The 24403-nt window shown below is 55.9% G+C and carries 25 protein-coding genes; 8 read left to right on the forward strand and 17 right to left on the reverse strand.

Features of this window, described 5'->3' with window-relative positions:
• Window positions 1–12: 12 nt before the first annotated feature.
• From hypD to JMJ16_RS31845, 17 genes are all read right to left on the reverse strand, one after another.
• Window positions 13–1167 (reverse strand): hydrogenase formation protein HypD, encoded by a 1155-nt coding sequence (gene hypD, locus JMJ16_RS31770; RefSeq protein ID WP_236601760.1) that lies wholly within the window; start codon window positions 1165–1167, stop codon window positions 13–15.
• Window positions 1151–1861, reverse strand: coding sequence for an SIS domain-containing protein (locus JMJ16_RS31775; RefSeq protein WP_201388116.1), 711 nt, complete (start codon window positions 1859–1861; stop codon window positions 1151–1153). The genes hypD and JMJ16_RS31775 overlap by 17 nt, the downstream gene beginning before the upstream one ends.
• Window positions 1862–2020: 159 nt before the next feature.
• Complete coding sequence (locus tag JMJ16_RS31780; RefSeq protein ID WP_201388118.1) at window positions 2021–2305, reverse strand: HypC/HybG/HupF family hydrogenase formation chaperone; 285 nt, start codon at window positions 2303–2305, stop codon at window positions 2021–2023.
• Window positions 2302–2925, reverse strand: a complete 624-nt coding sequence (locus JMJ16_RS31785) for an SIS domain-containing protein (protein WP_201388121.1) — start codon at window positions 2923–2925, stop codon at window positions 2302–2304. The genes JMJ16_RS31780 and JMJ16_RS31785 overlap by 4 nt, the downstream gene beginning before the upstream one ends.
• 50 nt (window positions 2926–2975) lie before the next feature.
• Complete coding sequence (locus JMJ16_RS31790; RefSeq protein ID WP_007904667.1) at window positions 2976–3248, reverse strand: HypC/HybG/HupF family hydrogenase formation chaperone; 273 nt, start codon at window positions 3246–3248, stop codon at window positions 2976–2978.
• Window positions 3249–3266: 18 nt separating this feature from the next.
• Window positions 3267–5624 carry a carbamoyltransferase HypF gene (gene hypF / locus JMJ16_RS31795; RefSeq protein WP_201388123.1) on the reverse strand — a complete coding sequence of 786 codons (2358 nt, stop codon included), beginning with the start codon at window positions 5622–5624 and terminating at the stop codon, window positions 3267–3269.
• Window positions 5625–5740: 116 nt separating this feature from the next.
• Window positions 5741–6397 carry a hydrogenase nickel incorporation protein HypB gene (hypB, locus tag JMJ16_RS31800; protein WP_201388125.1) on the reverse strand — a complete coding sequence of 219 codons (657 nt, stop codon included), beginning with the start codon at window positions 6395–6397 and terminating at the stop codon, window positions 5741–5743.
• A 5-nt stretch (window positions 6398–6402) separates the two neighbouring features.
• Window positions 6403–6768 carry a hydrogenase maturation nickel metallochaperone HypA gene (gene hypA, locus JMJ16_RS31805; RefSeq protein ID WP_201388127.1) on the reverse strand — a complete coding sequence of 122 codons (366 nt, stop codon included), beginning with the start codon at window positions 6766–6768 and terminating at the stop codon, window positions 6403–6405.
• A gap of 33 nt (window positions 6769–6801) precedes the next feature.
• Complete coding sequence (locus JMJ16_RS57350; RefSeq protein ID WP_374229110.1) at window positions 6802–6903, reverse strand: hypothetical protein; 102 nt, start codon at window positions 6901–6903, stop codon at window positions 6802–6804.
• A 22-nt stretch (window positions 6904–6925) separates the two neighbouring features.
• Window positions 6926–7519, reverse strand: coding sequence for a hydrogenase maturation protease (locus JMJ16_RS31810; protein ID WP_201388129.1), 594 nt, complete (start codon window positions 7517–7519; stop codon window positions 6926–6928).
• The gene (locus JMJ16_RS31815) at window positions 7516–8823 is read right to left on the reverse strand and encodes a hypothetical protein (protein ID WP_201388130.1); all 1308 of its coding nucleotides are present in this window, start codon (window positions 8821–8823) and stop codon (window positions 7516–7518) included. Before JMJ16_RS31815 ends, JMJ16_RS31810 begins: the two co-directional genes overlap by 4 nt.
• On the reverse strand, window positions 8820–9470 hold the full coding sequence (locus JMJ16_RS31820; protein ID WP_201388132.1) for a DUF6084 family protein: 651 nt from the start codon (window positions 9468–9470) through the stop codon (window positions 8820–8822). Before JMJ16_RS31820 ends, JMJ16_RS31815 begins: the two co-directional genes overlap by 4 nt.
• Window positions 9458–10153 (reverse strand): DUF5947 family protein, encoded by a 696-nt coding sequence (locus JMJ16_RS31825; protein ID WP_201388134.1) that lies wholly within the window; start codon window positions 10151–10153, stop codon window positions 9458–9460. Before JMJ16_RS31825 ends, JMJ16_RS31820 begins: the two co-directional genes overlap by 13 nt.
• On the reverse strand, window positions 10150–10716 hold the full coding sequence (locus tag JMJ16_RS31830; protein ID WP_201388136.1) for a NifU family protein: 567 nt from the start codon (window positions 10714–10716) through the stop codon (window positions 10150–10152). Before JMJ16_RS31830 ends, JMJ16_RS31825 begins: the two co-directional genes overlap by 4 nt.
• A 171-nt stretch (window positions 10717–10887) precedes the next feature.
• Complete coding sequence (locus JMJ16_RS31835; RefSeq protein WP_201388138.1) at window positions 10888–11109, reverse strand: hypothetical protein; 222 nt, start codon at window positions 11107–11109, stop codon at window positions 10888–10890.
• 30 nt (window positions 11110–11139) lie between these two features.
• Complete coding sequence (locus JMJ16_RS31840) at window positions 11140–12936, reverse strand: nickel-dependent hydrogenase large subunit (protein ID WP_201388140.1); 1797 nt, start codon at window positions 12934–12936, stop codon at window positions 11140–11142.
• A 55-nt stretch (window positions 12937–12991) separates the two neighbouring features.
• Window positions 12992–14020: a hydrogenase expression protein HypE gene (locus tag JMJ16_RS31845; RefSeq protein ID WP_201388142.1), complete on the reverse strand. Its 1029-nt coding sequence runs from the start codon at window positions 14018–14020 to the stop codon at window positions 12992–12994.
• An 852-nt stretch (window positions 14021–14872) separates the two neighbouring features.
• Here JMJ16_RS31845 and JMJ16_RS31850 point away from each other — a divergent pair.
• The 8 genes from JMJ16_RS31850 (at window position 14873) to pckA (ending at window position 24209) form a co-directional block, all read left to right on the forward strand.
• On the forward strand, window positions 14873–15541 hold the full coding sequence (locus JMJ16_RS31850; protein ID WP_201388144.1) for a LysM peptidoglycan-binding domain-containing protein: 669 nt from the start codon (window positions 14873–14875) through the stop codon (window positions 15539–15541).
• A 361-nt stretch (window positions 15542–15902) separates the two neighbouring features.
• Window positions 15903–16517 (forward strand): TetR/AcrR family transcriptional regulator, encoded by a 615-nt coding sequence (locus JMJ16_RS31855; RefSeq protein ID WP_201372033.1) that lies wholly within the window; start codon window positions 15903–15905, stop codon window positions 16515–16517.
• A gap of 219 nt (window positions 16518–16736) precedes the next feature.
• Complete coding sequence (locus JMJ16_RS31860) at window positions 16737–18374, forward strand: DHA2 family efflux MFS transporter permease subunit (protein WP_201388146.1); 1638 nt, start codon at window positions 16737–16739, stop codon at window positions 18372–18374.
• 163 nt (window positions 18375–18537) lie between these two features.
• Entirely contained in the window at window positions 18538–19191 is a 654-nt protein-coding gene (locus tag JMJ16_RS31865; RefSeq protein ID WP_201388147.1) for an HlyD family secretion protein, read from the forward strand.
• A gap of 43 nt (window positions 19192–19234) precedes the next feature.
• Window positions 19235–19702, forward strand: coding sequence for a hypothetical protein (locus JMJ16_RS31870; RefSeq protein ID WP_201388149.1), 468 nt, complete (start codon window positions 19235–19237; stop codon window positions 19700–19702).
• Window positions 19703–19834: 132 nt separating this feature from the next.
• Window positions 19835–21223 (forward strand): UDP-N-acetylmuramoyl-L-alanine--D-glutamate ligase, encoded by a 1389-nt coding sequence (gene murD, locus JMJ16_RS31875; protein WP_201388151.1) that lies wholly within the window; start codon window positions 19835–19837, stop codon window positions 21221–21223.
• Window positions 21224–21894: 671 nt separating this feature from the next.
• Entirely contained in the window at window positions 21895–22107 is a 213-nt protein-coding gene (locus JMJ16_RS31880; protein WP_201388153.1) for a hypothetical protein, read from the forward strand.
• Window positions 22108–22625: 518 nt separating this feature from the next.
• Complete coding sequence (gene pckA, locus JMJ16_RS31885) at window positions 22626–24209, forward strand: phosphoenolpyruvate carboxykinase (ATP) (protein ID WP_201388155.1); 1584 nt, start codon at window positions 22626–22628, stop codon at window positions 24207–24209.
• Window positions 24210–24403 lie beyond the last annotated feature (194 nt).

Raw genomic sequence — 24403 nt, forward strand, 5'->3', positions numbered from 1 at the left:
GACCCCTCCTCTTTATGAACGGGTGGGAATAGTAGCGTTCGATTCTATATGCAGGCGGGAGCGCTCAGCCGCCATCGAGAAGCGTCCATAGTTAAAGTAGGCGGCGCAGGCCCCCTCCGGTGAGACCATGCAGGTGCCAATGGGTGTCTCAGGGGTGCAGGCCGTGCCAAAGACCTTACACTCCCATGGCTTGATCACGCCCTTGAGCACTTCGCCACACTGGCAGGCCTTGGGATCGGCCACGCGGAGCCCAGGCACGTCGAAGCGTAGCTCGGCATCCCACTCCGCGAACTCCGGGCGGAGCTTCAATGCGCTATGCGTGATAAAGCCCAGTCCGCGCCACTCGAAGAAGGGGCGTAGCTCCATCGTGCGTGCCATGGCCTCCAGGGCTTTGATGTTCCCCTCCGGGCGGACGACACGTGTATACTGGTTCTCGACCTCTGAGCGCCCCTCGCTGATCTGCTTGACGATCATATAGACAGATTGAATAATGTCGAGCGGCTCAAAGCCTGCGATGACGACTGGCTTGCGATGCTGCTGCGCAATAAAGTTATAGGGCCGCATGCCGATGACCATGCTCACATGTCCAGGTCCGACAAAGCCGTCCAGGCGCAGATCGGGCGAGTCGAGGATGGCCTTGATGGCGGGAATGATGGTCACGTGGTTACAGAAGACCGAGAAGTTATGCACACCTTCGGCCTTGGCGCGCAGGAGTGTGACCGCTGTTGAGGGCGCTGTCGTCTCAAAGCCGATGGCGAAGAAGACCACCTGGCGGTCGGGATATTGACGGGCCAGCTTAAAAGCGTCCAGGGGTGAGTAGACGAAGCGCACATCGGCTCCCTCTGCTTTGGCATCCAGCAAACTCCCCTTAGAACCCGGGACGCGCATCATATCGCCAAAGGTGGTGAAGATGACGTTATCCATGCGCGCGATCGCCAGGGCATCGTCGATGCGGCCCATGGGCAGCACACAGACGGGGCAGCCTGGGCCATGCACCAGGTCGATATTGTGTGGTAGGACGTCCTCAATCCCATGTTTATAGATGGTGTGAGTGTGCCCGCCACAGACCTCCATAAGCTTGAGCGACTGACCCTGGCTCAGGCGATCTACTTCCGTGGAGATGCGCTTCGCCAGTTCGGCGTCGCGGTATTCATCGATGTATTTCATGCCCATTCGCTTGCTCTTTCTGTTGCTGCTCGTTGAGCAGGAAGTGTATTATTTCAAGGAGCGTGTGATAGACGGTGGCCTGCGCCTCCTGAATGCGTGGAATATGATCGCTTGGTGAGTTGATGCAGTAGTCAAGGGCCTTCGAGCGCAGCATTTTCCCGCCCTCATAGCCTGTCAGGCCGATGGTCAGCATCTGTTGCTTTTTGGCTTGCTCCAGGGCCAGAAGGACATTCGCGGAGTTGCCACTGGTCGAGACGCCCAGCGCGATATCGCCGGGATGGCCAAAGGCGATGACCTGGCGTAGGAAGACGTTTTCATAGCCTACGTCATTGCCTACTGCCGTGACGACGGCGATGTCATTGGTGAGGGAGATGGCTGGCAGAGGCCTCCCACCTGGAAAGGGTGGGTCCAGCAGCTCGGCCACGATATCCTGGGCGTCGGTCGCGCTGCCACCGTTGCCAAAGGCCAGGAGCAGCGCTCCATTGGCGAAGGCGTGCATCATGGCCTCGCCCGCGGCGACGATCTGTTCTTCAAACTCCGCGAGCGTGGCCCGCCTGAGCGCCACGACCTCGTGGCATTTCTCCAGTGTAGAGTGTCGTACCTCTGCCAGCACCTCTGCTACATCAGCTTTGCCCCCTTCAAAGAGGAAGGGGTAGAAGAGCTTGTCGTATTCCGAACCTTGTGCTTCACTCATCGCTTTCTTCCTCCTACTTTCTCTCCAGCACAGGATAGCCCCTGCCTTGCCCTCATTGGTTAATTCACGCAATGCGTAGGGTCCATGCTGGCATGGACTCTCTGGCACCTGGAACGTCGTTTCACTCGGAGTCCATGCCAGCATGGACCCTACATCCGCTTAAGTCCGTTCTGTGTACAGAGATATGCCTGTGCCTCCATGTACCAGGATCATGTCGCCTGGCTCCAGGTGATCGAGCAGCGTAACATCGACTTCGGTCTGCTCATCTGCAATCTCTACCAGCGCTATTCCACATGCCTCGTCAACGCTCAGAATGCGTGCGGGTAGCGCCTGGTCCGAGCAGGTAATACAGTGCCCATCCACACCTGTAGTGCAGTTGCTGTATGTATCCTGCATCCGTTGTAAGAGCGTCTCTTCCTGATTGTGTGCTTTATGTTTCTTCATTGCGAAAGTAAGCCCTCATGCTCGAAGAAGACGTGAACCAGTTCCCAGAGGACGTGATAGAGCGTCTCATGCGTCTCTTGAATGACCAGTGGATCGTTGGCCTGGACGACGAAGCAGAAGTCGAGATCGCTTCGCGCGATCTCTCCGCCATCACGCCCCAGCAGGGCCAGGGTTAGCAGCCCTCGTTGCCGGGCGAGCGCCAGTCCAGCAAGCACATTGGCGTCCTGCCCATCAACGGAATAGCCAACGGCGATATCCTGGGGGCGTGCCAGGGCTTGCAGTTGGCGCGCGAAGGGCATGGTAGGCGCGCCACCAGCCATTAAACCGCTAATGGTGGCGCTATCATTGGTCAGGGCCATGGCCGGAAGGGCGCGTTTCCCCACGATGACCGGGTGCACAAACTCCACCGAGATATGCTGGGCATCGGTGGCCCAGGCGCCATTGCCAAAGGCAATCAGGCGGCCCTGCTGGTGAAAGCGGCGCGCCATGGCCCAGCAGGCCTCCGCGATATGTGGAGCCTGAGCAGCGAAAAACGTTTCGGGGACCGAGGTGCTCTGGGCGAAACGTGCCTCGACGAGTGTGCGCAGGTCGATATGTTTTTGTGGCATTGCTTGCGTCATGCTGTCCCCCTCAATCTAGCGTAACAATAACCATGGCTGGCTGGATAAATTTATTCAATTTGACTTGAGCGCAGCATCTTCAATTCATCGGTGTAGACATCGCCCATCTGGTGGAGGGCGGTCATCGTCTCCTGGGCCTCGTGCTCATCGATCTTGCTCATGGCGAAGCCGACATGAATCAGCACCCAGTCGCCAGGACCAATGCCCTCAGGCCGCACCAGTCCGACATTTACGTTGCGCTTGACGCCCGAGACATCGACTTTTGCAATCGAGTTGGCGTCGTCAACAATATCTACAATCTTGCCAGGGATGCCAAGACACATAGCGTTTCTCCTCTTATATTAGCTAGCTGCTGTACGCAGGCGTGCCGCCGCTGTGGCGAGCTGCCCCAGGCAGAGCCCGCCATCATTAGGCGGGACCTGCCGATTGACGTAGACATGAAACCCGGAGGCCTCCAGGCGCCGCTGCACTTCTTCAAGCAGGAAGCGATTCTGGAAGACGCCCCCGCTCAGCGCGACGCGCCGCTGCTCGCTGCCCGCTCCCAACTCGCAACAGGCCGTGGCAAGCATCTCCGCAATGGTGCGATGAAAACGAGCGGCGATATTGGCTGAGACTTCACCGCGCCTCATGTCCTCGACTATAGCTTGTATGGCAGGCGCGACATTCAGGAGCCTGGGATGTTGCTCACCCTGCTCCTGGATGGCGAAGGGATAGCAGTCGTCTTCCGTGTCCAGGCCTGCCTTGTGCGCCAGGATTTCAAGCTCAATCGCGGCCTGTCCCTCGTAGAGTACCTCCTGGCGTAGCCCCAGGAGCGCGGCCACGGCGTCAAAGAGCCGACCCAGGCTGGAGGTAGCTGGACTATTGAGTTGGCGCTCGATCATCTGTGAGATGGGGCGCCAGGCGCGGCGATCAAGCATATGAGTGAAAGGGATGGGTAGCTCAGGGAAGCTCGCGCCAAAGGCCTGGTCCAGGTAGACCGCCGCCATGCGCCAGGGCTGACGGATAGCTTGCTCGCCCCCTGGGAGTGGTACGTAGTCAAGGTGCGCCAGGCGCGTGAAGTCGCCAAGCGTGGCCTGCATAATCTCGCAGCCCCAGATGGCGCCATCCGTCCCATATCCCGTGCCATCGGCGGCGATACCGAGTACGCTCCCCTCAAGCTGGTGCTCTGCTATAACGCTGGTAATGTGCGCGTGGTGGTGCTGGACACCAATCTTCTGAGGAATGTCCGTCTCAAGGGCATATTTGGTCGTCAGGTACTCGGGATGCAGATCGTATGCTATGGCCTGTGGCTCGATATCGAAGAGGCGCTGAAAGTGTGTGATGCCTTCGCGGAACGAGGTCAAGGTCTCCAGGTTCTCCAGGTCGCCAATGTGGTGGCTGAGGAAGGCGCGGTGCTGCTTGCCAACGCAGAAGGTGTTTTTCAGATGTCCACCACAGGCCAGCAGGGGGACAGGCAGGTCAATGCCCAGCGCGATAGGCTCGGGCACATAGCCGCGTGCGCGGCGCAGAAACTGTACCCCTCCGCCAGTAACGCGGGCGACCGAGTCATCAGTACGCATATGAATCTCGCGGTTATGGCTGAGCATACCCTCCGCGATGGGGGCGAGCCGCGCCCGCGCATCCGCGTCACGATAGGCAATGGGTTCCTCGCTCAGGTTCCCGCTCGTCATTACCAGGACTGGCACGCCATTCGCCCCGACGTACTCACGAAAATGCCGGAGCAGGAGATGGTGGAGTGGGGTATAGGGCAGCATTATCCCCAGCGTGTCATAGCCTGGCGCGACGTCGGAAGCCACTGAATTCTCAGATAACCTATCCAGCAGAACAATCGGGCGGCGATGAGATTGAAGCAGGGTCGCCTCGTTCTCGTGGATATGGCAGAGCTGTTGCGCCGTCTCAATATCCGGTACCATCAAGGCGAAAGGCTTGGCCTCGCGCCGCTTGCGCTGTCGCAGGCGCTGCACAGCTTCGGCGTTGCAGGCATCACAGGCCAGGTGATAGCCGCCCAATCCCTTGATGGCGAGGATGGCTCCTTGCGCAAGCTGTTCAGCCGCGAGCGCGATCTGATTTCTATGCGGGTCGAGATCAACTTGTGTTTCTTGCCATGCCTGGAACTGCACATGGGGTCCGCACACAGGGCAGGCGTTGGGCTGGGCATGGAAGCGTCGATTGGCTGGATCCTCGTATTCCGCCTGGCAGGCGGGACACATGGTGAAGGCGCTCATGGTGGTCTTCTCCCGGTCGTAGGGGACATCCTGGATGATGGTGAAGCGTGGACCACAGTTGGTGCAGTTGATAAAGGGATAGGCGAAACGCCGGTCGCCTGGCGTGAAGAGTTCGCGCTGGCAGTCAAGGCAGGTCGCGCAGTCTGGCGAGATGAGAGCCTGCCGCTCGTCTCCTGCCTCGCTGTGAGCAATGCGAAAGTCTTGCTCATGACACAGGGGAATGGACTCGACTTCCATGGTATCGACGTGTGCCAGGGGAGGTGTGTCATAGCGCATAGCGTGCTGGAAGTGCTCAAGTTGGGCAAGGGTGCCTTCGACCTCGATGGTGACTCCCAGGCTGTTGTTGAGCACAAAGCCTGCCAGCCCGCACTGGAGGGCCTGGGTGTAGACGAATGGGCGGAAGCCTACCCCCTGGACGATGCCCCGGATTGTGAGGTGTCTACGCTCAATTGTCATGCCACTGACCGTTGCCATGACTGCTCCTTCGCAGGGCTACCCGCGTCACTGCGACCTTACACCTGATCCTTCCCTGACTCTGCAAAAACATTACAATTCTAACTATGGCGCTCATTCCTCTTTAACATAGGCGCCTATGGGGAGGCGACAGCGCTAGAATTGAGCCAGTCGCACCAGGCTGGTAGGCCGGTACCTGTTCGGCAGCTTATCTCGAAGACCGTCAGATCTGGATTGATAGCCTGCGCCTGCCGTTTGACCTTTTCCAGGTCATAGTCGACATAGGGCAGGAGATCCAGTTTGTTGATGACCAGGGCCTGGGCACTGGCGAACATCTCGGGATACTTGGCTGGTTTATCGTCCCCTTCGCTGGTGCTGACCATCACGACACGCAGGTCTTCGCCCAGGTCCCAGGCAGAGGGACAGACCAGGTTGCCGATGTTCTCAATGAAGAGCAGGCGCAGGGGTGCCAGGTCCATCTGCGCGAGCGCGTCACGCACCATATGGGCCTCCAGGTGGCAGGCCCCACGCGTATTGATCTGGACGGAGGTGCCACCTGCCGCCTCAATACGCTCGGCGTCCGCGCTGGTCTCGATATCGCCCTCGATGACGCCGATGCCGATGCGCGTATGCAGGCGCGCAATAGTCTGCTCCAGCAGCGTGGTCTTCCCGGCACCCGGTCCGCTCATGAGGTTGATCGTGCGGATGCCGTGTGCTCGTAGCTGCTGGCGTATCTCCTGGGCGATATCCTCGTTGACCGCCAGGATCTTTTGCGCGATGGTAACCTTGGGCATGCTCACTACTCCTCTGCCTGCATGGGGGCATCAATCTCTATATTGTCGATCTGCATCTCGGTGCCAGAAATGACCTCTGTCTCCCAGCCCTGACAGGCTGGACACTGGCGAATAAAGTTTATGACGGTGAACTCGCTGGCACAGTGCTGACAGCGCGCGCGATATGGGATGAACTCAATTGAGAGCCGCGATCCCTCCAGCAGTGGGTAGAGGCTGGCCACCATCTCAAAGCAGAAGGTGAGCGAGTCATTCACTACGCCCTGGGCCTCCCCAATCTGGAGGTGGATCTCGCGTACATGCGTGGCCTGGTGTTTCTGCGCCTGAGCGTCGACGGCTTCGGCTATGCCCTGCGCGATGGCGAGTTCATGCATGGTGGCCCTCTATTACATATTACATGTTACATATCACATATGGCGTATGCGCATATAGCGCTGATAGTCGGGATAAAGTTGCCTGATAATGAGCACTATCAGACCAAGCACGGCGAGTAAGGTAAATGGTTTCATAACATTGCCAGACCTTTCCTTGCTAAAAGGATGACTCCTTTGTCCTGGATGAAATGGTTGCCTGCTGAGTATCTACGAGGGTCTCCGCTACAAGTGTGTCAATAAGTTGAATGGCCTCACTAATCGCGGCCTCGACTGGCTGACTTAACCCTGGATGAATGTCGAAGTCGTCTGCCTGGATGTCGAGTGGCGAGGGTTCGCAGCCAACCAGCAGGGTGCGCCTGGGCTGGCATCCGAGTGTATGGGCGAAGGCCAGCATCTTGACCGGGTCCATGCTGTGCGCATCCAGGGCGATGCGACCTGCCTCTGTTCCTTGCCCAGGTGTCGGTTGTGCCTGGTCTATTTCGAGCAGGTAGAGGGTGCCGGGTGCTCCTCCCCGTGCCACCGTGTCGATCAGGATCAAGGTATCGTAGCCATCGAGCAGGGTATAGGCGAGTTCCACGCCTCGGATGCCGAAATCAACTACCTCTACACCTGTGGGATACGGCCTGGTCTCGCGGCGCAGGAGGCGCTGAGCCACCTCGCAGCCGAAGCCATCATCGCCCAGAAAGATGTTGCCAATCCCGGCGATCAGAATGGATGGTTGGCTTTGGGCCCTGGATGCAGACTGACTCATAGCGTTCCCTCCACCAGTGGTTCAACCTCCTCAGGCGCGAAGAAGAAGCGATGCCCGGGCAGGACGCGCTCATCCCATTGCTCGCGCCCGGGATCATCATCCAGCGTCACGACGAGGAAGAGCCGGTTTTCAAAATCCTGCTGGATGCCTTCGACGCGTGCCACCTTGCCATTGAGCAAGAGATCAAAGGCATCTGCCCGCAGTTTGGGATGCAGACGCACACGATCGCCAGCGCTTACCTCGCGGTTAGCGATGCGTATCGCCCGTGGCGGCGGATAGTCCTCACCAGGAAAGGTCTGCTCATAGGTCTTGCTCGCCGGTTGCGGCTTGCTGGTCTGCCACTCGCGAATGGTGCCATGAAGCGCCATCAATTGTTCTGGCGCCAGAGTCTCGACTCGTTCGAGGAGCTGGCGCGCCTGCTCGCTCCCGTGACGCATGGCGTCTTTCTCCTCATCGCTGAGCGTCAAAATGCGCAGTGTGAGCAATTCGTCGATCTCGGTACCGTCGAAGAAGGTGCCGGGACTCTCGGGTGCGATCTGAGGATAATCATAGAGAATGATGGGTGCTGAGAGCATCGTGTCATGTGCACCCTGTTCTCCAACCAGTACCGGCCAAGTGCGCACATTCTGGCAGCCCTGTACCGCCTGGCTCATCTCGTCGGGGTACTCCAGCAGCGAGATAAAGCTACCGTGCTCTACCTGCAAGATTGTGTGAGTGGAGACGAAGGCATGCAAGAGAATGGCATCGTGGCGATTGCTGATCTGCTCCGTGCCGGGCGTCGTGTTTTCGATCTCCACCCTGAGCTTGAAGAGTTGCGACTCAAGCCGTGTCGCGCTAATATGTAACCTGCCCTGAAGTGGCTGCTGTACCCGTGTGACAGCGGTTCCGCCAGGCGAGGTGGACGCATCTGTCTGTTGCATGCCCTCGAAGCTAATCTCTATTGTCTGGGGCTGCGTAAGCAGATCGCCAAGCACCATCTCAGGGGCCAGAACCTCGCGCTCCATGCCCTCTTGCCAGCTCTCTTGGTCGTTTGCCTCACTTTGTGGTGTGTCTGGGGTGCAGGCAAGCAGGTGAAGGAAGCGGGCAAGGACCACCATGCGAGTGGAGGGTGAACCCTGAATCAGGCATTCGGTGCGCATATGCCAGGGTTCAATATTACCTTGCGCCTCGCTATAGGGGCGAGGATAGACCACGCCGATGGTCCAGCGCAGGCGATTTTTGAGCGCGTCGTGACGATAGGGGTAGAGCAGGTAGCCCTCGTAGAGCACCGCGTCAGCGATGGCTTTGATATGCTCTGATATCATGGCTCTACCTCCTTGCTGGCTGTATAGAGCAGGCGTTGCAGGGTATCATCCCAGGTCAGCAATTTATGCCCCATCTTATAGGCATAGAGAAGATCAAAGACATCTTTATGCATGCGAATCCAGGCGCTATTGGGATAGTAATGATTCATCATGTCATGCCAGTGGCTGACTGGTAGGCGATAGAAGGCCTCTTTCGACCAGGGGATCTGTCCGATTTGCAACTGTCCCTGCTCTCCACTGTAGAAGACCGTCCCGCTAAAGAGAAAGCTGAGAGGGATCTCGCCATCCTCAAGGGCGTCAAAGTATTTTGCTCCGATGACATCAAAGTCGTAGGTGCAGGGAACGGGCAGGTCTACAAGTGTGCTGCCGCGAAACTGTGGTACAACGACCCCCACATGCGTCCAGTGCAGGCTGCGCAGGGTCTCGCCCCAGCGCTGAGGTTCGCCAAAGACTTCAAGCAGGCGGGCCTGGGCGCGGGGGCTGTAGTGGCGCTGCATGACCGCGATCTGGATCTGGCAGCGGAGCGCGATGCTGTGAATGGTCTCTTCTGCGTCTTCATTGCTCACACGTAACTGAAAGAGCAGCATGGGCGTCGCGGCATATGTTGGAACCTCGGCCTGGACAATTTCGAAGTTCAGCTCTGGCATGGCTGCTCTCCTCCATCTGTGGGCGAATTTGTCGGCCTGGTATAGATCGTTGCCTGCGCCCGCAGGTGCTCGAAGAAAGCCCCGATCTCCTCCCATGCCTCCTGTCCGCCACTGAGGCCACGCCAGTACAGACGAATCTTGCCGACAAGCTGATAACAGACATCGATAGGCGCCAGGTAGTATTCGCGCTGCTCGCGCACCCGGTTAATCAGCAAGGCCTCTACATCCTCCTCCATCTCCTCCAATACTGGATTGGCCGCGAGGATACTCTGCCACTGTTCCAGGCCTAGCAGCGACTCCATAGCGCCAGCCGGACTGGGATAGAAGGCGCGTGCCCCTTGAGCCGTGCGAAAGATGTAGACCATGTTGACCGGGAGCATAAGCGCCTCCCACTGGGCCTCGTCGAGCTGAAAGTCTGAGAGGAGCAGGACGCGCCGGGGAATAGCCCGGTAGCGTGCCTGCTGGCGCTCAGCTGCAAAGAGGAGCGTGCAGGCGTTACAGGAACAGAGGCAGGCGCGGCTGGAGAGGTCCAGGAGGTGGCGATGCTCTGACGCGAGGACCTCGCCACACAGCTCACAGTGTTCCGCAGAGGCCTGCTCGATAGGTTGCGTGCGCGCGAACCTCCTCAGCGCCCGCAGGGGAGGCGGCACGATATGCCCGTCATCTGGATAATTCGCTGTCATAGCGCTTCCCCCATGCTCTTCTTCTGGCGCTGCCTGGGAACAAAGGTCACAGGCCTCGTTGTCTTATGATGATTGTTCTGCTCGATCAGGATCTCTTCCAACTCAGGAGCCACCTCATGCACAGCCTGTTCAATCTTTGCCGTCAGGGAGGCGTTTGAGGAGGGGCAACTGGAGTGGCTCCCATTGAGAACGAGGTAGGCTCTGGCTTGTTCAATCTTGAGCAGGTCGAGCGTGCCTCCGCGCGGTCCAAGCGTGGTTTGCAGTTTGCCCAGAGCCTGGCGCACACGCGTCTCCAGGTCGAGGGGGTGAAGTCCATGTAGCAGCAAGAGCGAGGCCAGAAGCTCATCCTGGGCAAAGCGTTCCACGAGCGCGTCTCCCGTGCTCTGAGCGCGTCGGGCGATATCGAGCAGGCGTGCCAGGCCCTCGCCATAGAGGTCGAGCAGCAATTGTACAAGCTCTTCGGTGGCCTCGCGAGCCTGGTGATCGCGAAATTGCGCTACCTCTTGAAGTAGCGCCTCGATGCGCTCTGCTCGCTGCTGGTGCTCCTGTAGATGTTGCTGCATGGAACCTTTCTCCCTCGCTACCAGGATGCTGTAGGGTCCAGGCTGGCATGGCCTTCTCCCGTGACTCCACCTCGTCAGCGGGAGGAGTCCAGGCCAGCCTGGACCCTACAATGTACTGACTGCTGCTGGGTAGATGCTTCTAGAGAAGCATCTACCCATGCTATTTACTGTTTAAGGAGGTGGCAGGTATGGGCTGTTGGGATCAATCGGTTCTTCCCTTTCGGGGTTGATACCCGTAGAGAAGCGACCCGAGGCCTTACCTGTGCGGCGCTGTGCTCCGCTGATGCCAGTATCATGGCGTCCGGCCTCCTGCCCAGTCTTTTGCATTGCCTCCTCACCCTTGCCTGTCCCACTCTGGTGTACGGGTTCAGAGTGTTTCTTGCCTTTTGGCATCGTCGCACCTCTTTCTATGGTGGAAATGTGCTACAAGGGCTGTCCGAATGTTGGCGAATGGACAACCTGTAATTCTTTCCCCTCGCCCAGGTACATATGCACGCCACAGGGTAAGCAGGGATCAAAGCTGCGTACCGTGCGCATGATATCAATGCCCTTGAAGTTATCTGGACCATTCTCCTCGAATATGGGCGTGTTCTGAACGGCATCTTCATAGGGACCAGGCGTGCCATAGATGTCGCGCACGCTGGCGTTCCAGGGCGTGGGTGGATAGGGATGATAGTTGGCGATCTTCCCGTTCTCGATCACCATATGGTGCGAGAGCACGCCGCGAACCGCTTCATGGAAGCCGCAGCCAATGGCCTCCTTCGGCACCGAGAAGTCGCTCCAGGTCTTGGTGTGCCCGGCGCGGATCTCGGCCAGGGCCTTATCCATACAGTAGAGGGCTACCGCCGCCGCATAGGCCTGGAAGTAGGTACGCGCGCGGTCGCGCTCGAGAGCGTTGCTCCACTGCGGAATCTTCCACTCATACTCGACTTCTGGCTTCATGGCCGTCTTGGGCAGGCGGATCTTCACGCTATGGCCTGTGGCCTCGATATAGCCATCCAGGTTGACCAGGCCAGCCAGGGCTGTGGCCCATAGGCGCGCGATGGGGCCGCCGCCGGTATCCAGGGCCAGGTGCTTGCCACTACGCTGGTCATACCAGCGGGGCGACATGACCCAGCTATACTTCTCATTGAAGTCGCGCTTCTGCGGTTTTGGAATCGTTGTCTGGTTCCAGGGATGATGCTTATCGACCGGGTTCCCCAGGGGATCGCGATCAACAAAGGTGCGCTCGTTCTGCCAGTCATCGTAGTACGAGCTGCCCAGCAGAATGCGAATGCCCAGGTTGATGTCTACGAGGTTCGTGGTGATTAGTTCGTTGTCGACGATGATGCCCGGCGTCACAAGCATGGCCTTGCCCCACTCATTCATGGTGCGATAGTCATAATCGCAGACATCCGGGTCCTGGAACGAACCCCAGCAGCCGAGCAGTGTCTGCCGATAGCCCACTTTCTCATAGCCTGGGAGGGCCTGGTAGAAGAAGTCAAAGAGGTCATCGTGTAGGGGGACAACCTTCTTCATGAACTCGACATACTTCATCAAGCGGACCAGGTAGTCGGTGAAGAGCTGGACGGTCGCCACTGTACCAACGCCACCGGGATAGAGCGTCGAGGGATGGACGTGGCGCCCCTCCATCAGGCAGAACTTCTCGCGTGCCAGCCGGCTCATTTGCAGGGCTTCGCGATAGAACTCGCCGCTAAAGGGATTGAGCGAGCGCATGATGTCAGCAATTGTGCGATAGCCATGCTCTTTGGCATGCGGAGCCTCGGTCTTCTCCGCCAGGTCCAGTACGCCAGGATTGGTCTCGCGCACCATCTGCTCGCAGAAATCGACCGCCGCCAGGTTCTCCTGGTAGAGGTTATGGTCGAACATATACTCCGCGGCCTCGCCCAGGTTCAGAATCCACTCGCCGAGCGCGGGCGGTTTGACGCCATAGGCCATGTTCTGGGTATAGACCGAACAGGTGGCGTGGTTATCGCCACAGATGCCACAGATGCGGCTGGTAATAAAGTGCGCGTCGCGTGGATCCTTGCCCTGCATAAAGAGGCTATAGCCACGGAAGATCGAGGATGTGCTGTGACACTCGGCGACCTTGCGCTGCTGAAAATCGATTTTGGTGTAGATGCCCAGGCTTCCTACGATACGGGTAATAGGATCCCATGCCATTTCTACGAGCTGGGTTGGTGGCGCTGGAGCTGCTCCTCTCTTGATTTGAGTCGCCATAAATCTCTCTCTTTCTGTCGAAATGCCTGAACATACTGGCATTTCGTGGTGGCGTTTACCATGTCGGGTGATAGCTCGTCGCCAACTCCCGGCCCTTGTGCCGCCAGGATGGCTCTTTGTTAAGCGTCGTGTTGGTGATGCCGCGCAGCTTGCGCATGACCGGGCCATAGAGGTTGATCAGGTTGGTAGAGGCCTTGGCGCCGGGTGGCTCATCCATGAAGGGCATGAACTTGTCGGGGAAGCCGGGCATGGTGCAGCCAATGCAGATGCCGCCCACATTGGGGCAACCGCCCAGGCCCGCCATCCAACCACGCTTGGGTACGTTGCATTGCACGACCGGCCCCCAGCAGCCCAGTTTGACCAGGCACTTGGGCGAACCATACTCGGTCGCGAAGTCGCTCTCCTCGTAGTAGCTGCCTCGGTCGCAACCCTCATGGACGGTTTTGCCGAAGAGCCAGGTGGGGCGTAGGGCCTCATCGAGGGGGATCATCGGAGCCATGCCAGCGGCCTGGTAGAGCAGGTAGAGCAGGGTCTCCATGAAGTTATCGGGTTGGACTGGGCAACCTGGCACATTCACGATTGGGATGCCGGCCCATGAGCGCCAGTTCTTGCCCAGGTAGTCTGCCAGTCCCATAGCGCCAGTAGCATTGCCCTGCATGGCATGGATGCCACCATACGTGGCGCAGGTTCCTGCGGCAACGACGGCCCAGGCCTTGGGGGCCAGGCGATCTATCCACGCGGTCGTGGGAATAGGTTGGTTAGTTACCGGGTCATTGCCTTGGGCGGCCCAGTAGCCCTCTGCTTTGATGTTTTCATTGGGAATGGAGCCCTCAACAACGAGGACAAAGGGGTCGATCTCTCCGCGCTCGGCCTTATACCACCACGACATAAAGCCTTCTCCAACCTCGTAGGCCAGTACCGGATTGTGTAGATACACCTGAGGAAGTCCAGGGATGGCGCCCATTACCACGTCTTCGACGCTTGGTTGGCTGGCTGCGGTAATCGAGATGGTATCTCCATCACAGCTCAATCCCCCTGTCATCCAGATAATATGAACTTCCTCTACGCGTGCTCGCGTTGCCATACTATCCTTCCTTGAGCATCTCTGCTCCTGGTTGGTAGCTCTGCCCAGGCTGCTCATGTGCTGAGCTGAGGACAGAAGCGGAGGTTGTACAAAACAGATCACGAAACTCTGGAGAACAGGCCAGATAGCCGCCTGGCGTTTTCTTTTTTTATGCTATGAAGAGGTTATAGAAGCATACCTTCAGGTTGTGTTTTGCTGGTAAGGAAGAGAAACAGGCAGCGCTCCGAGCAGAAATTAGCCTGCCGCAGCACATACTTGTTGCTATCCATAGGGCATATGCAGCGAAGACGGTGCGACTTCTCCTCTGCCCTATCCTTACAAGCGAGCAAAATGTACCATAAAAAAAGTAGATTAGCAAGCTAAGCTATATATAGAATAATAGCTGTGTTTGTGTGTAAATAGACGATGCTACTACATTGTCGCTCTCACATTGCCTAAATTATGGTACCACTAGGTACTTTGTCCTATATATCGACGTGTATCATTGCATATCTGGCAATTTCAAGATAATATATCCTTGATCTCAGAAACACCGCTTGTTTGTTGAAGCGATGGTAAGAGATGCGCGTAAGGTTAAGGCAAAGGATTGTCTGCGCGTACAAATGGTAGTCGTTATATTGGCTTTTCTCAATGTATGCTTTGAGACCTGTGATCTCACAAGAAATCACAGAGCAGCAGGCGAGAACGCGAGCAAGGATTATAACCCTAGCCCTGGCCGTGCCAGGACGCAGCAGAGTGTCAATGGGATGGGTGGACTGCTCGTATGAGGAATACACAACCTGACGTTACGAAGAAGGGTTGACTGTTTTAGTTCCTGGCCAATGAGTTATGTAGAAAGTCGAGAGGTCCTAATTGAAGGATTTTAAGCAGATCCGTAATGCCTTACGTTTAAACAACATTCAGCGCTTCGGCCTGGTGCGCTTCGCGCTTGTGCTTACCGTGCTCTGTCTGAGCATTCTCTGGGGAGCCAACACGATGGGCGCTCATGCCCAGACCCGTTGTAGCGGAAAGTCCTATGACGTGGTGAGTGGTGATACGTTGAGTGCTATTGCAGAGCAATTTGGCCTGAAATGGCAAGATCTGGCGAAGCAGAACGAACTGACAAATCCCAATCTTATTTTTGTCGGTCAGCAAATCTGTCTTTCGAATGCAGAGAAGAGTAATCCCGCCCCGGCTCCCGCGCCTGTGCAGAAGCAGCCCGTCACTACTGCGCCTGCCGCGCCTGCACAGACCACAAGCACGAGCATTGATGGGATGATTGACCAGGTATTTGGCGCTTACGCTCCTGGGGCCAAGCATGTCGCGATGTGTGAATCATCGATGAATCCCAATGCGACTAATTCATATGCCATTGGTGGTAGCCATGCCGCCGGCCTGTTCCAGATTCTCTATCCAAGCACCTGGAATACGACGTCGCAGGCCAGCCAGTCGCCTTACAACGCTCAGGCGAATATCAAGGCCGCCTATGAAATCTTCCAGCGCGACGGCTATAGCTGGCGCGAGTGGGTCTGCCAGCCCTAATCCTGGCAAATGGATTTACTAACAGCCCAAAGTATGGACCCGGCTAGCGATATGCTCTAGCCGGGTCCATACTTTGGGCTGGGACTCGAGCCATGTGTCAGTCGTGGTGGACGACGCTGCTAAACACACGTCAGTAGAGTACTCTGCCAATAAGACATTTATGTTACCTCCCTCTTTGGGGAAACATTCCCCGCCGATCTATGCTACAAATAGCCATGCTTTCCCCCTATTGACAAAACGATGACGTTCTGTTAAATTTATGACTACAAAGTCAAAGATTTAAATGTTAAGTCAAACTGAGCGAGGAAAAGTCACACTTTGGCTTTGTAAGTCAAGTATTGGGAGGCATGGAACGGATCGTATGGCTCAATCCCTCTCTCTGAAGGAGCGACAACGCAAGGAGCGCGAGGACCTGATTCTACAGGTCACCCAGGAGATACTGTTTGAACAGGGCTATCACCAGATGTCTATGGACGAAATTGCGTCTCGCGTGGGAATTGCCAAAGGTACGCTCTATCTGCATTTTCAACACAAAGGAGATCTTGTAACTGAACTCTTTGCGCGTCGCCTGCATTCTTTTCAGGAGATGGTTGAGCAAGCTATGGCGACTCCGGGCTCTCCTCGCGAACGCCTGGTCTGTGTGCTTGATTCAATGCTGCTGTACCTTTCCGATAAGTACGCACACTTTATGTATGCGTACCATAATAATCTGGAACTGGCATCTTTGCTCCAGGCGAAGCTTTCACAACCCTTTACCTGTATTCGGCAGGGCATTGCCACGTTGCTGGAGGAGGGGAAGCAGGTTGGTGAGTTTGAAGCCTCTCTGCCTACCTTTGTGATGGTGCAGACGTTTTTTAGTGTACTCTCGCCCCTGGCCTATACCCATGTGCTACGGGAGAATCCTCAGCTCACACCTGAAGAACTGTCGGGCTACCTGAAGCGCATTTACTTTCAGGGCATCACTGCTCATCGATGAACTGAATACACTGCCGTTATTTCCTATCGTGCTGTTATAAACTATTGTTAACCTGATGACCAGACGTACATATTACCCGTCACCGGTAACTGGATATGCTGTCTTATTCTTCTATCCACTACCAATGTATGTATGTTTGCTTAAATCTTTCTCGTTTGCCTTGTGTGTTTTTTAGATTGATGTATTGAAATTTTCGTATGCATACTAGGAGGTGCTTGCGTGCAAGTTTCCGTCCCCGCTGCAAAGCGAGAGGGAGGCCTCCCGTATAAGTGGATTGTGGCTGGCGTGGTGATTTTTGGTATCTTCATGTCTATTCTGGATGGTACCATCGTCAATATCGCTGTCCCCCGGCTAGAGACGGCCTTTGGTTCTGATCTTAATAGCGTACAGTGGGTGCTTACCGCTTATACGCTGGCTCAGGGCGTCGCTACTCCGCTTACGGCTTTCCTTGCCGATCGTATCGGTACTAAACGTTTATACATTCTGGCTCTGGCAGGCTTTACCCTTGGCTCGGTCTTGTGTGGCATCTCCTGGAGCTTGCCTATGCTCATCCTCTTCCGTATCATGCAGGGTGTGGCCGGTGCCTTTCTCTCGCCTCTAGCGATTACCTTACTCTACCGCGAGTTCCCTCCCCAGGAGCGTGGTACTGTGATGGGGGCGCTGGGTATTCCTATCTTGCTTGGCCCGGCTCTGGGACCCACCATTGGTGGCTACATCGTGACCTATATGGACTGGCGGTTGATCTTCTATATTAATCTGCCAATCGGTATTCTGGGCGTCTTGCTGGCCTTCTTCTTCCTGCACGAGGGCGAGATCGTTCCGGATAAAAAGTTTGATATTCCTGGCTTCTTATGCTCAAGCATTGGCCTGGCTCTCCTGCTGTATGGCCTCTCTGATGCCAGTACAGATGGTTGGACCTCACCTATCGTCATGGGCTCGTTGATCGTGGGTATCGTTCTGCTGATAGCTTTCGTTGCTGTGGAACTGAGACTCTCGCGTCGCAATGGGCAGCCACTGCTCGACCTGGCGGTGTTCGCAGATCGCTCGTTCTCTACCAGTAGTGTGGCGAGTATTCTTGTGACCTTCGCGCTCTATGGTGGCCTGTTCTTGATTCCCATCTATCTACAAAACCTGCGCGGTTTGAGCGCGTATCAGGCTGGCCTGGTGCTTCTGCCGCAGGCGCTGGCTTCGATGGCGGCTGTACTTATTGGTGGCCGCCTGGTGGATAGGATTGGTGTGCGAGCCGTGGTTATTCCAGGCTTGATTATTCTGGCGATTGCCATGTGGCTTTATACCTCGCTGAACACCTCAATTCCCATTGGTGATTTCCAGTGGCTCTTGATCTTGCGTAGCTTTGGCATTGGCCTCTGCATGCAGCCATTGAGCGTCTCGGCGCTGGCCAATATCCAACCTCGCCGCCTCTCGCAGGCTTCTTCCGTGAGTACGACGCTGCGCTTTGTGGGTAGCTCTCTAGCTGTGGCGATTCTCGCGACGCTGGTGCAATCACAGAACAAGGTTCACTACGCTCACCTGGCTGAGCAGGTGACTCCTACGTCTTCGTTTGGTCACATGGTAATGATGATTCAGGCGGGACTGATGGGGAAAGGCGCTTCCGCGATGGCGGCGTATGCCTACGCGCTGAAGACTATTGGTGGACTTCTGCAACGCCAATCATATATGCTGGCTATTCAAGATGCCTTCCGCGTGAGCCTCTTCCTGGCCATTGTTGCCATCATTGCAACGCTCTTTGTGACTGGCAGCAAGAAAAATGCTGTCGTGGTTGACGAGGCGTCGATGACCGCTGAAGAGCGTGCGGAGGCGGAAAAAGCCCGTGAGGAAGCGTCGATGGCGCTCTAATCCAGCATACTCTCGATTCATAATTTATGAGCTTGCGTAAGCACTTTTGATATTCTTCGTTCTTCTCATTTTACTACTTCATATCCGAAAACCCTGAGCGCGAAGCGCTAGTCACGCAAGTGACGTTGGGGTTCGGAATAAGATCCTTAGGAGGAAACGCATCGTGCGTCGTCTCATTCTTGTTCCAGTTCTTGTCTTTGTGGCCCTGCTGGCTATCGCGGGTGCCGGTGCCTACTGGTTTTATAATAGCTATAATTTCTACTCCACCGATGATGCTCAGATTTCCGGGCAGATTCTCAATATCAGCAGCCCCCAGGCGGGTCAGTTAACGCAACTGAATGTCAAACAGGGCGATAAAGTTCAGGCTGGACAGGTTATTGGTAGCGTGGCGGCTGTCGCGCAGACCGGCCAGAAGGTGAACGTCAATCTGACCAGTCCTATTGATGGCACCATCGTGCAGGAGACCGGTGTTGAGGGACAGCTTGTCAGCGCTGGCCTCTCCCTGGCTCAGGTCGTTGACCTCTCGAAGCTCAATGTGACCGCATATGTTGACGAGGCTCAGCTCAACAATATCAAAAATGGTCAGGACGTGGATGTCAGTGTCGATGCCTACTCCGGTGATTCCTTCACTGGTCATATCGATCACATCGTGCAGGCGACTGCTGGCCAGTTCTCGCTGCTGCCTTCTTCCGATAACTCAAGCGGCAACTTCACCAAGGTCGGTCAGCGTGTCCCCGTGGTTGTGAGCCTGGATGGCAACGGCGGTCATACCCTGGTCCCTGGCTTGAGTGCTACTGTAAAGATCCACCTGCACTAATTTGTAGGGGGTTACCGTACCACTCACTAGAAAGGAATGTCGCATGTTTATCGTCGGAGGTTTGATCGCGGTCGCGATCCTGGCGATTATTGGAGCCTTCCTCCTGGCGCGCGGCGGCGGAGCCACCAGAGAAGCGAAAAAAGCGGCGCCCGCCGCGCCAGTTCAGGTTCAGGAAGCCATCCAGCAACAGCCGGATGTGCCTGCCGAGGAGGGTGTGCATACACGCCCACTCGTGTCTGAGTCTACCGTGCAGACGCCTGTCGCTATCGCTGACGCGCCCACAGCTGCTATCCCGGTTCAGGTCTCTCAGCCTCTCGCTGCGATGCCATCTCTGGACCATTTTGAGCAAGAGATTCACATGCTGCAGGATAATGTCTATCAACTGACCGAGCAGCTTCAGATTCTCAATCATCACTCCCGTGAGATCGAGCAGCGCCTGGGACGCATCTATGCCTCCCTCTCCCAACGCGAGCACAGTGCTCCGGTCCCAAAGGAAGAGCGCACCTACTAAAAAGGGAGAAGCGGAAGTGCTGATGGGGCGGTCGCCCCATCAGCACTTCCGCTTCTCCCTTTCTTATTTGTCTCTACTTGGGGATTCTGGTATGATGGAAGCACGAAAAAAGGGAAGCGAGGGTTTGAAGATATGAACCTGCGAGGAAAGCGTGTGCTGGTCATGGGCCTGGGGCTACAGGGCTCGGGCATGGCTTCAGCTCGCTACGCCGCTCAGCAAGGCGCGGTTGTACGTGTGACCGATATGAAATCGCCTGAGGTCCTGGCCCCCAGCGTGCGTGCGCTGGCTGGCCTTCCCATCGAGTTTATCCTGGGCGAGCATCGCGACGAGGATTTCATCTGGGCCGACGTGGTGATCCGCAATCCTGGAGTGCCGCGTACCTCGCGCTATCTCCTGCTGGCACAGGAGCACGGGGCACAGATTGAGATGGAGATTGGCCTCTTCTTTCTGGCCTGCCCCGGACGCATTATCGGTATCACCGGGACGCGCGGCAAGACGACTACTACCAGCCTGATCTATGAGTTACTGCGTGCCCATGGACAGGCGCCAGTCGTGATCGGTGGCAATGTCGCAGGCGTGGAGACGCTCTCGCTCTTACCACAGATTACCCCTGAGACACTGGTGGTGCTGGAGTTGTCGAGCTGGCAGCTTGAAGGGCTGGCCCCACACAGCATCAGTCCCTCGGTCGCAGTCATGACCAATATTTATCCCGACCACCTCAATACCTACAACGGCATGGAGGACTATGCCGAGGCCAAGGCCAATATCTTCCGCTTCCAGACGGAGCATGGCATTGCCGTCTTCAATTATGACAATCCCTGGACGCGCCGCTTTGGCCTGGAGGCCCCAGGCGAGACCTGGTTTACCAGCGTCGAGCATGGTGGTAGCTTCCCGCGTTCGGCCCTGGTTGACGGCGCACCCACACAGGTTGAGCCCCTCGCCTTCGCCGAGACGCCCTTGAAGGGGAGGCATAACCTGGAGAATATCTTGCTGGCGACGACGACTGCGCGCCTCCTCGGGGTACCCGAAAGTGTGATCGTTGAGACTGTGCGCGGCTTCAAAGGCGTCTCGCATCGCCTCGAAGAGGTCTGCGAGTGGCGTGGCGTACGCATTGTAAACGATAGCACCAGTACCTCACCTATCGCGGGCCAGGTGGCGCTGGAGGCCTTTGAGCAACCCATCGTGCTCGTCGCGGGCGGCAACACTAAACACCTTCCATTGGAGCAATGGCCCGAAACGATCATTAAACGCTGTCGCGATGTGATCCTGTTGCCTGGCAGCGGTACCGATGAACTTCTGCCTGAGCTACGTCAGGAGATAGAGCGGCAAGGTGTGATCGATCCTATTCGTGGTACCTTTGCTGACTTCCATCAGGCTATCGATGCCGCCATGGCCCTGACGTACCCCGGCGATGTCCTGCTCTTCTCGCCCGGATTTACCAGCTTTGGCATGTTCCTAAACGAATTTGATCGAGGCGATAAGTTCGTCGCCTATATTCGCGAGAAGGCAAAAGACCAATAACCTGGCATCGCCTCGACGCATATCCAGCAAATTTATTATCGATCACACCGTCGCTTCTCTAAGAGAGGCAACAGTGTGATCGATTGCTTTTTCCGCCTATGGCGGATTCCCCTCTCTTCTACCGCGCTTGTGGTTGGGGAATTTGTCTTTGTATACGTATGTGTGAATATGTGGAATTGTTATGAGACAATTGTGAAGTAGTTGATAGTGCTATTCTGTGTCATCGTTTATGATATCTAGCAATTAGACGCGGTGAAGAGTGAAAGAGGATAAATAAGGGCATGAATAGATGGATGAGACCTATAAATATATATCTGGGTTTGAGTTGTCTTCTGCTATTGTGCAGCGTTGTAACTGGAGCCTATCTCTCTGAGCCCTCTCAGGAGGAGAGTATTAAGCATGAGATCAGAAATGCGTCGACGCTGTTGGCGCGAGCAGCTCACCCTGCATTGCCAGTCATGAGCTTCGCGCAGGGAAAGGGCGTGAATGCTATTTTGACGAGCCAGGGGCGCCCATGTACATGCAGACACACTACTACTTACCACTACCACAGTTCATATCATAGCTCATCTGGCTCATCTATGCCCACCTGGATGGTTTGGCCTCTTCTTGGCGTTATCGTCCTGATCGGGATCGTCTCCTGGATTGTGAAGTATAGGCGAGGCGGTGATATGGATGACGACTGTGAGGACTATACCTGGAGACGCGAGAATCATGCAAGTGGTAGCCCCTTTACCTCGAGTTCCGACAATAGCTGGCCGAGTAGCAGCAGTAGTAGTGATAGTGGTAATACGAACGAGGGTGGTGGCTTCTTCGGTTCGGATACCTCAATCAACTGGAGCGATAGCGATACGTCCAGCAGCAATGGCGATGGTAGCTTCTAAGTGGCGGATTCACAAAATTTGTAGGGTCCATGCTGGCATGGACTTTCGAGGCCCGCAGGCCGAAATTCTGGCGTGGAGAAATCGCGTCGCTTGGCAGTCCATGCCAGCATGGACCCTACAACTTGCTGGATGAACCAATTAGCATCATTGGGCGAAGGGAAGATATCTAAAGAGGTCTGGAGTAGTATCTCCAGACCTCTTTTATATTTTGTGCAAGGAGAGAGATGGATGGCTGTGAAACCAGACAGGGGTGCCAGTCGTTTGGAAGATGAATCACACTTATGTGTAAGGTGAATATGTATTTACTTTTTTATTGAGTTATTATTAACATTTATTGCTAGATCTGGCTATTCAGACTGAAAATGGGTTGCTTTATAGCCATGAATTGTATTAAACTAACGGTGGTTAGGTTGGGGCCGGACGCGTTGAATGGTACTCAGTGGATGAGTGCCAACACCATTGTAGTTGTGAAGCGCGCAAACCAAGAGATGACCTGGCCCCGAAGGAGATTAAACAGTATGACAATGATGATGAGCAGGAAGGCTCTTGAAGATTACGGTTTAACAAATCTAGGCTCTATTAATTGGAATTTAGATCCTGCTGTGTTGATTGAGCAAGCGCTGTCTCGTAAAGAGGGCGTTCTGGCGTCGAATGGTGCTTTTCGTGCGACGACAGGAAGCCACACTGGTCGCTCCCCCAAGGATAAATTTATCGTTTCAAACGAGGAGATCGCCTCGAAGATCTGGTGGGGCGAGAATAATCATCCCATGTCTCCCGAGACATTTGCTCTTATTCGCCAGAGCCTGTCGGACTATCTTCAGGGGCGCGATGTCTATGTCTTAGACGCGGCCGCTGGTGCTGATCCCAAGTATCGTATGCCGATCCAGGTCATTACTGAACTGGCCTGGCATAATCTCTTCGCACGCCAGCTTTTCTTACGCGCGAACGAGAGCGATCAGACGAGCGAGAATCCCGGCTTTACGATTCTCTGCGTTCCTCATTTCCGCATGAATCCACGCGCTCATGGTACACGTTCCGAAACCGCTATTATTATTGATTTTGAAGAGCGCCTGGTCTTGATCGCGGGTACAGAGTACGCAGGCGAGATGAAGAAGTCGATCTTTACTGTGCTTAACTTTATTCTTCCGGCCCAGGGAGTGCTGCCGATGCACTGCTCCGCCAATATTGGCGAAGATGGTGATGTGGCGCTCTTCTTCGGCCTCTCTGGCACGGGTAAGACCAGCCTCTCCGCCGACCCCGAGCGCCGACTGATCGGTGACGACGAGCATGGCTGGGGTGATAATGGCGTCTTCAACTTTGAGGGCGGCTGTTATGCCAAGTGCATCAACCTCTCTGAGAAGTACGAGCCTCAGATCTGGAACGCGATCCGCTTTGGCTCGGTCTACGAGAATGTTGTTCTCGATGAGAAGACTCGTAACCCTAAATACGAAGATAGCTCACTGACCGAGAACACACGCGTGGCCTACCCTATCGACTTCATCGACAATGTTGTGGAATCTGGCATGGGCGGCCAGCCCCAGGCGGTGATCTTCTTGACGGCTGACTCCTTTGGCGTCTTGCCTCCCATCTCGAAGCTGACGACTAAGCAGGCTATGTACTACTTCCTCTCGGGCTATACCAGTAAGCTGGCGGGTACCGAGCGGGGTGTGACCTCGCCCCAGGCTACCTTTAGCTCCTGCTTTGGTGCGGCCTTCTTGCCCTTGCGCCCAGGTGAGTATGCGAACCTGCTGCGTGAGCGCATTGAGAAGCACAATGTGCGCTGCTACCTGATCAACACCGGCTGGACGGGTGGTGCCTATGGCATTGGTTCGCGTATCAACATCAACTACACGCGCCAGATGGTCAAGGCCGCGATTAATGGCGATATTGAGCGGGCGGAGATCATGACCGATCCCATCTTTGGCCTGCAAATTCCAACGACCTGTCCAGGCGTCCCGGCTGAGGTCTTGCAGCCGCGCAACACCTGGATCGACCAGGACGGCTATGACCAGCAAGCCACCTACTTGGCTGAGCTGTTCAAAAAGAATTTTGAGCAGTTCACCCTCGTTAGCGAGGATATACGCGCCGCTGGCCCACGCTAAGCTAATAACCTCATCAAGAGAAAAGCCAGTTCGAGTGATTCACGCAATGTGAATAACTCGAACTGGCTTTTTGCGTCTGCCTTCGCGCCTCCGGCGCTCGGGGTAAGGGGTGTCTGGCGGAGCCAGCCTCCACCAGACACCCCTTACCCCGAGCCGAGATGACAAGAGCACCTCAAGAAATTTTGAGAACCTCG

The sequence above is a fragment of the Ktedonobacter sp. SOSP1-52 genome (genome assembly GCF_016587395.1).

What these genes read in the sequence shown, in the direction of transcription:
- hypD (WP_236601760.1), bottom strand. Translation starts at nt 1,167, where the DNA reads ATGAAATACATCGATGAATACCGCGACGCCGAACTGGCGAAGCGCATC.
- JMJ16_RS31775 (WP_201388116.1), bottom strand. Translation starts at nt 1,861, where the DNA reads ATGAGTGAAGCACAAGGTTCGGAATACGACAAGCTCTTCTACCCCTTC.
- JMJ16_RS31780 (WP_201388118.1), bottom strand. Translation starts at nt 2,305, where the DNA reads ATGAAGAAACATAAAGCACACAATCAGGAAGAGACGCTCTTACAACGG.
- JMJ16_RS31785 (WP_201388121.1), bottom strand. Translation starts at nt 2,925, where the DNA reads ATGACGCAAGCAATGCCACAAAAACATATCGACCTGCGCACACTCGTC.
- JMJ16_RS31790 (WP_007904667.1), bottom strand. Translation starts at nt 3,248, where the DNA reads ATGTGTCTTGGCATCCCTGGCAAGATTGTAGATATTGTTGACGACGCC.
- hypF (WP_201388123.1), bottom strand. Translation starts at nt 5,624, where the DNA reads ATGGCAACGGTCAGTGGCATGACAATTGAGCGTAGACACCTCACAATC.
- hypB (WP_201388125.1), bottom strand. Translation starts at nt 6,397, where the DNA reads ATGCCCAAGGTTACCATCGCGCAAAAGATCCTGGCGGTCAACGAGGAT.
- hypA (WP_201388127.1), bottom strand. Translation starts at nt 6,768, where the DNA reads ATGCATGAACTCGCCATCGCGCAGGGCATAGCCGAAGCCGTCGACGCT.
- JMJ16_RS57350 (WP_374229110.1), bottom strand. Translation starts at nt 6,903, where the DNA reads ATGAAACCATTTACCTTACTCGCCGTGCTTGGTCTGATAGTGCTCATT.
- JMJ16_RS31810 (WP_201388129.1), bottom strand. Translation starts at nt 7,519, where the DNA reads ATGAGTCAGTCTGCATCCAGGGCCCAAAGCCAACCATCCATTCTGATC.
- JMJ16_RS31815 (WP_201388130.1), bottom strand. Translation starts at nt 8,823, where the DNA reads ATGATATCAGAGCATATCAAAGCCATCGCTGACGCGGTGCTCTACGAG.
- JMJ16_RS31820 (WP_201388132.1), bottom strand. Translation starts at nt 9,470, where the DNA reads ATGCCAGAGCTGAACTTCGAAATTGTCCAGGCCGAGGTTCCAACATAT.
- JMJ16_RS31825 (WP_201388134.1), bottom strand. Translation starts at nt 10,153, where the DNA reads ATGACAGCGAATTATCCAGATGACGGGCATATCGTGCCGCCTCCCCTG.
- JMJ16_RS31830 (WP_201388136.1), bottom strand. Translation starts at nt 10,716, where the DNA reads ATGCAGCAACATCTACAGGAGCACCAGCAGCGAGCAGAGCGCATCGAG.
- JMJ16_RS31835 (WP_201388138.1), bottom strand. Translation starts at nt 11,109, where the DNA reads ATGCCAAAAGGCAAGAAACACTCTGAACCCGTACACCAGAGTGGGACA.
- JMJ16_RS31840 (WP_201388140.1), bottom strand. Translation starts at nt 12,936, where the DNA reads ATGGCGACTCAAATCAAGAGAGGAGCAGCTCCAGCGCCACCAACCCAG.
- JMJ16_RS31845 (WP_201388142.1), bottom strand. Translation starts at nt 14,020, where the DNA reads ATGGCAACGCGAGCACGCGTAGAGGAAGTTCATATTATCTGGATGACA.
- JMJ16_RS31855 (WP_201372033.1), top strand. Translation starts at nt 15,903, where the DNA reads ATGGCTCAATCCCTCTCTCTGAAGGAGCGACAACGCAAGGAGCGCGAG.
- JMJ16_RS31870 (WP_201388149.1), top strand. Translation starts at nt 19,235, where the DNA reads ATGTTTATCGTCGGAGGTTTGATCGCGGTCGCGATCCTGGCGATTATT.
- murD (WP_201388151.1), top strand. Translation starts at nt 19,835, where the DNA reads ATGAACCTGCGAGGAAAGCGTGTGCTGGTCATGGGCCTGGGGCTACAG.
- JMJ16_RS31880 (WP_201388153.1), top strand. Translation starts at nt 21,895, where the DNA reads ATGGATGACGACTGTGAGGACTATACCTGGAGACGCGAGAATCATGCA.
- pckA (WP_201388155.1), top strand. Translation starts at nt 22,626, where the DNA reads ATGACAATGATGATGAGCAGGAAGGCTCTTGAAGATTACGGTTTAACA.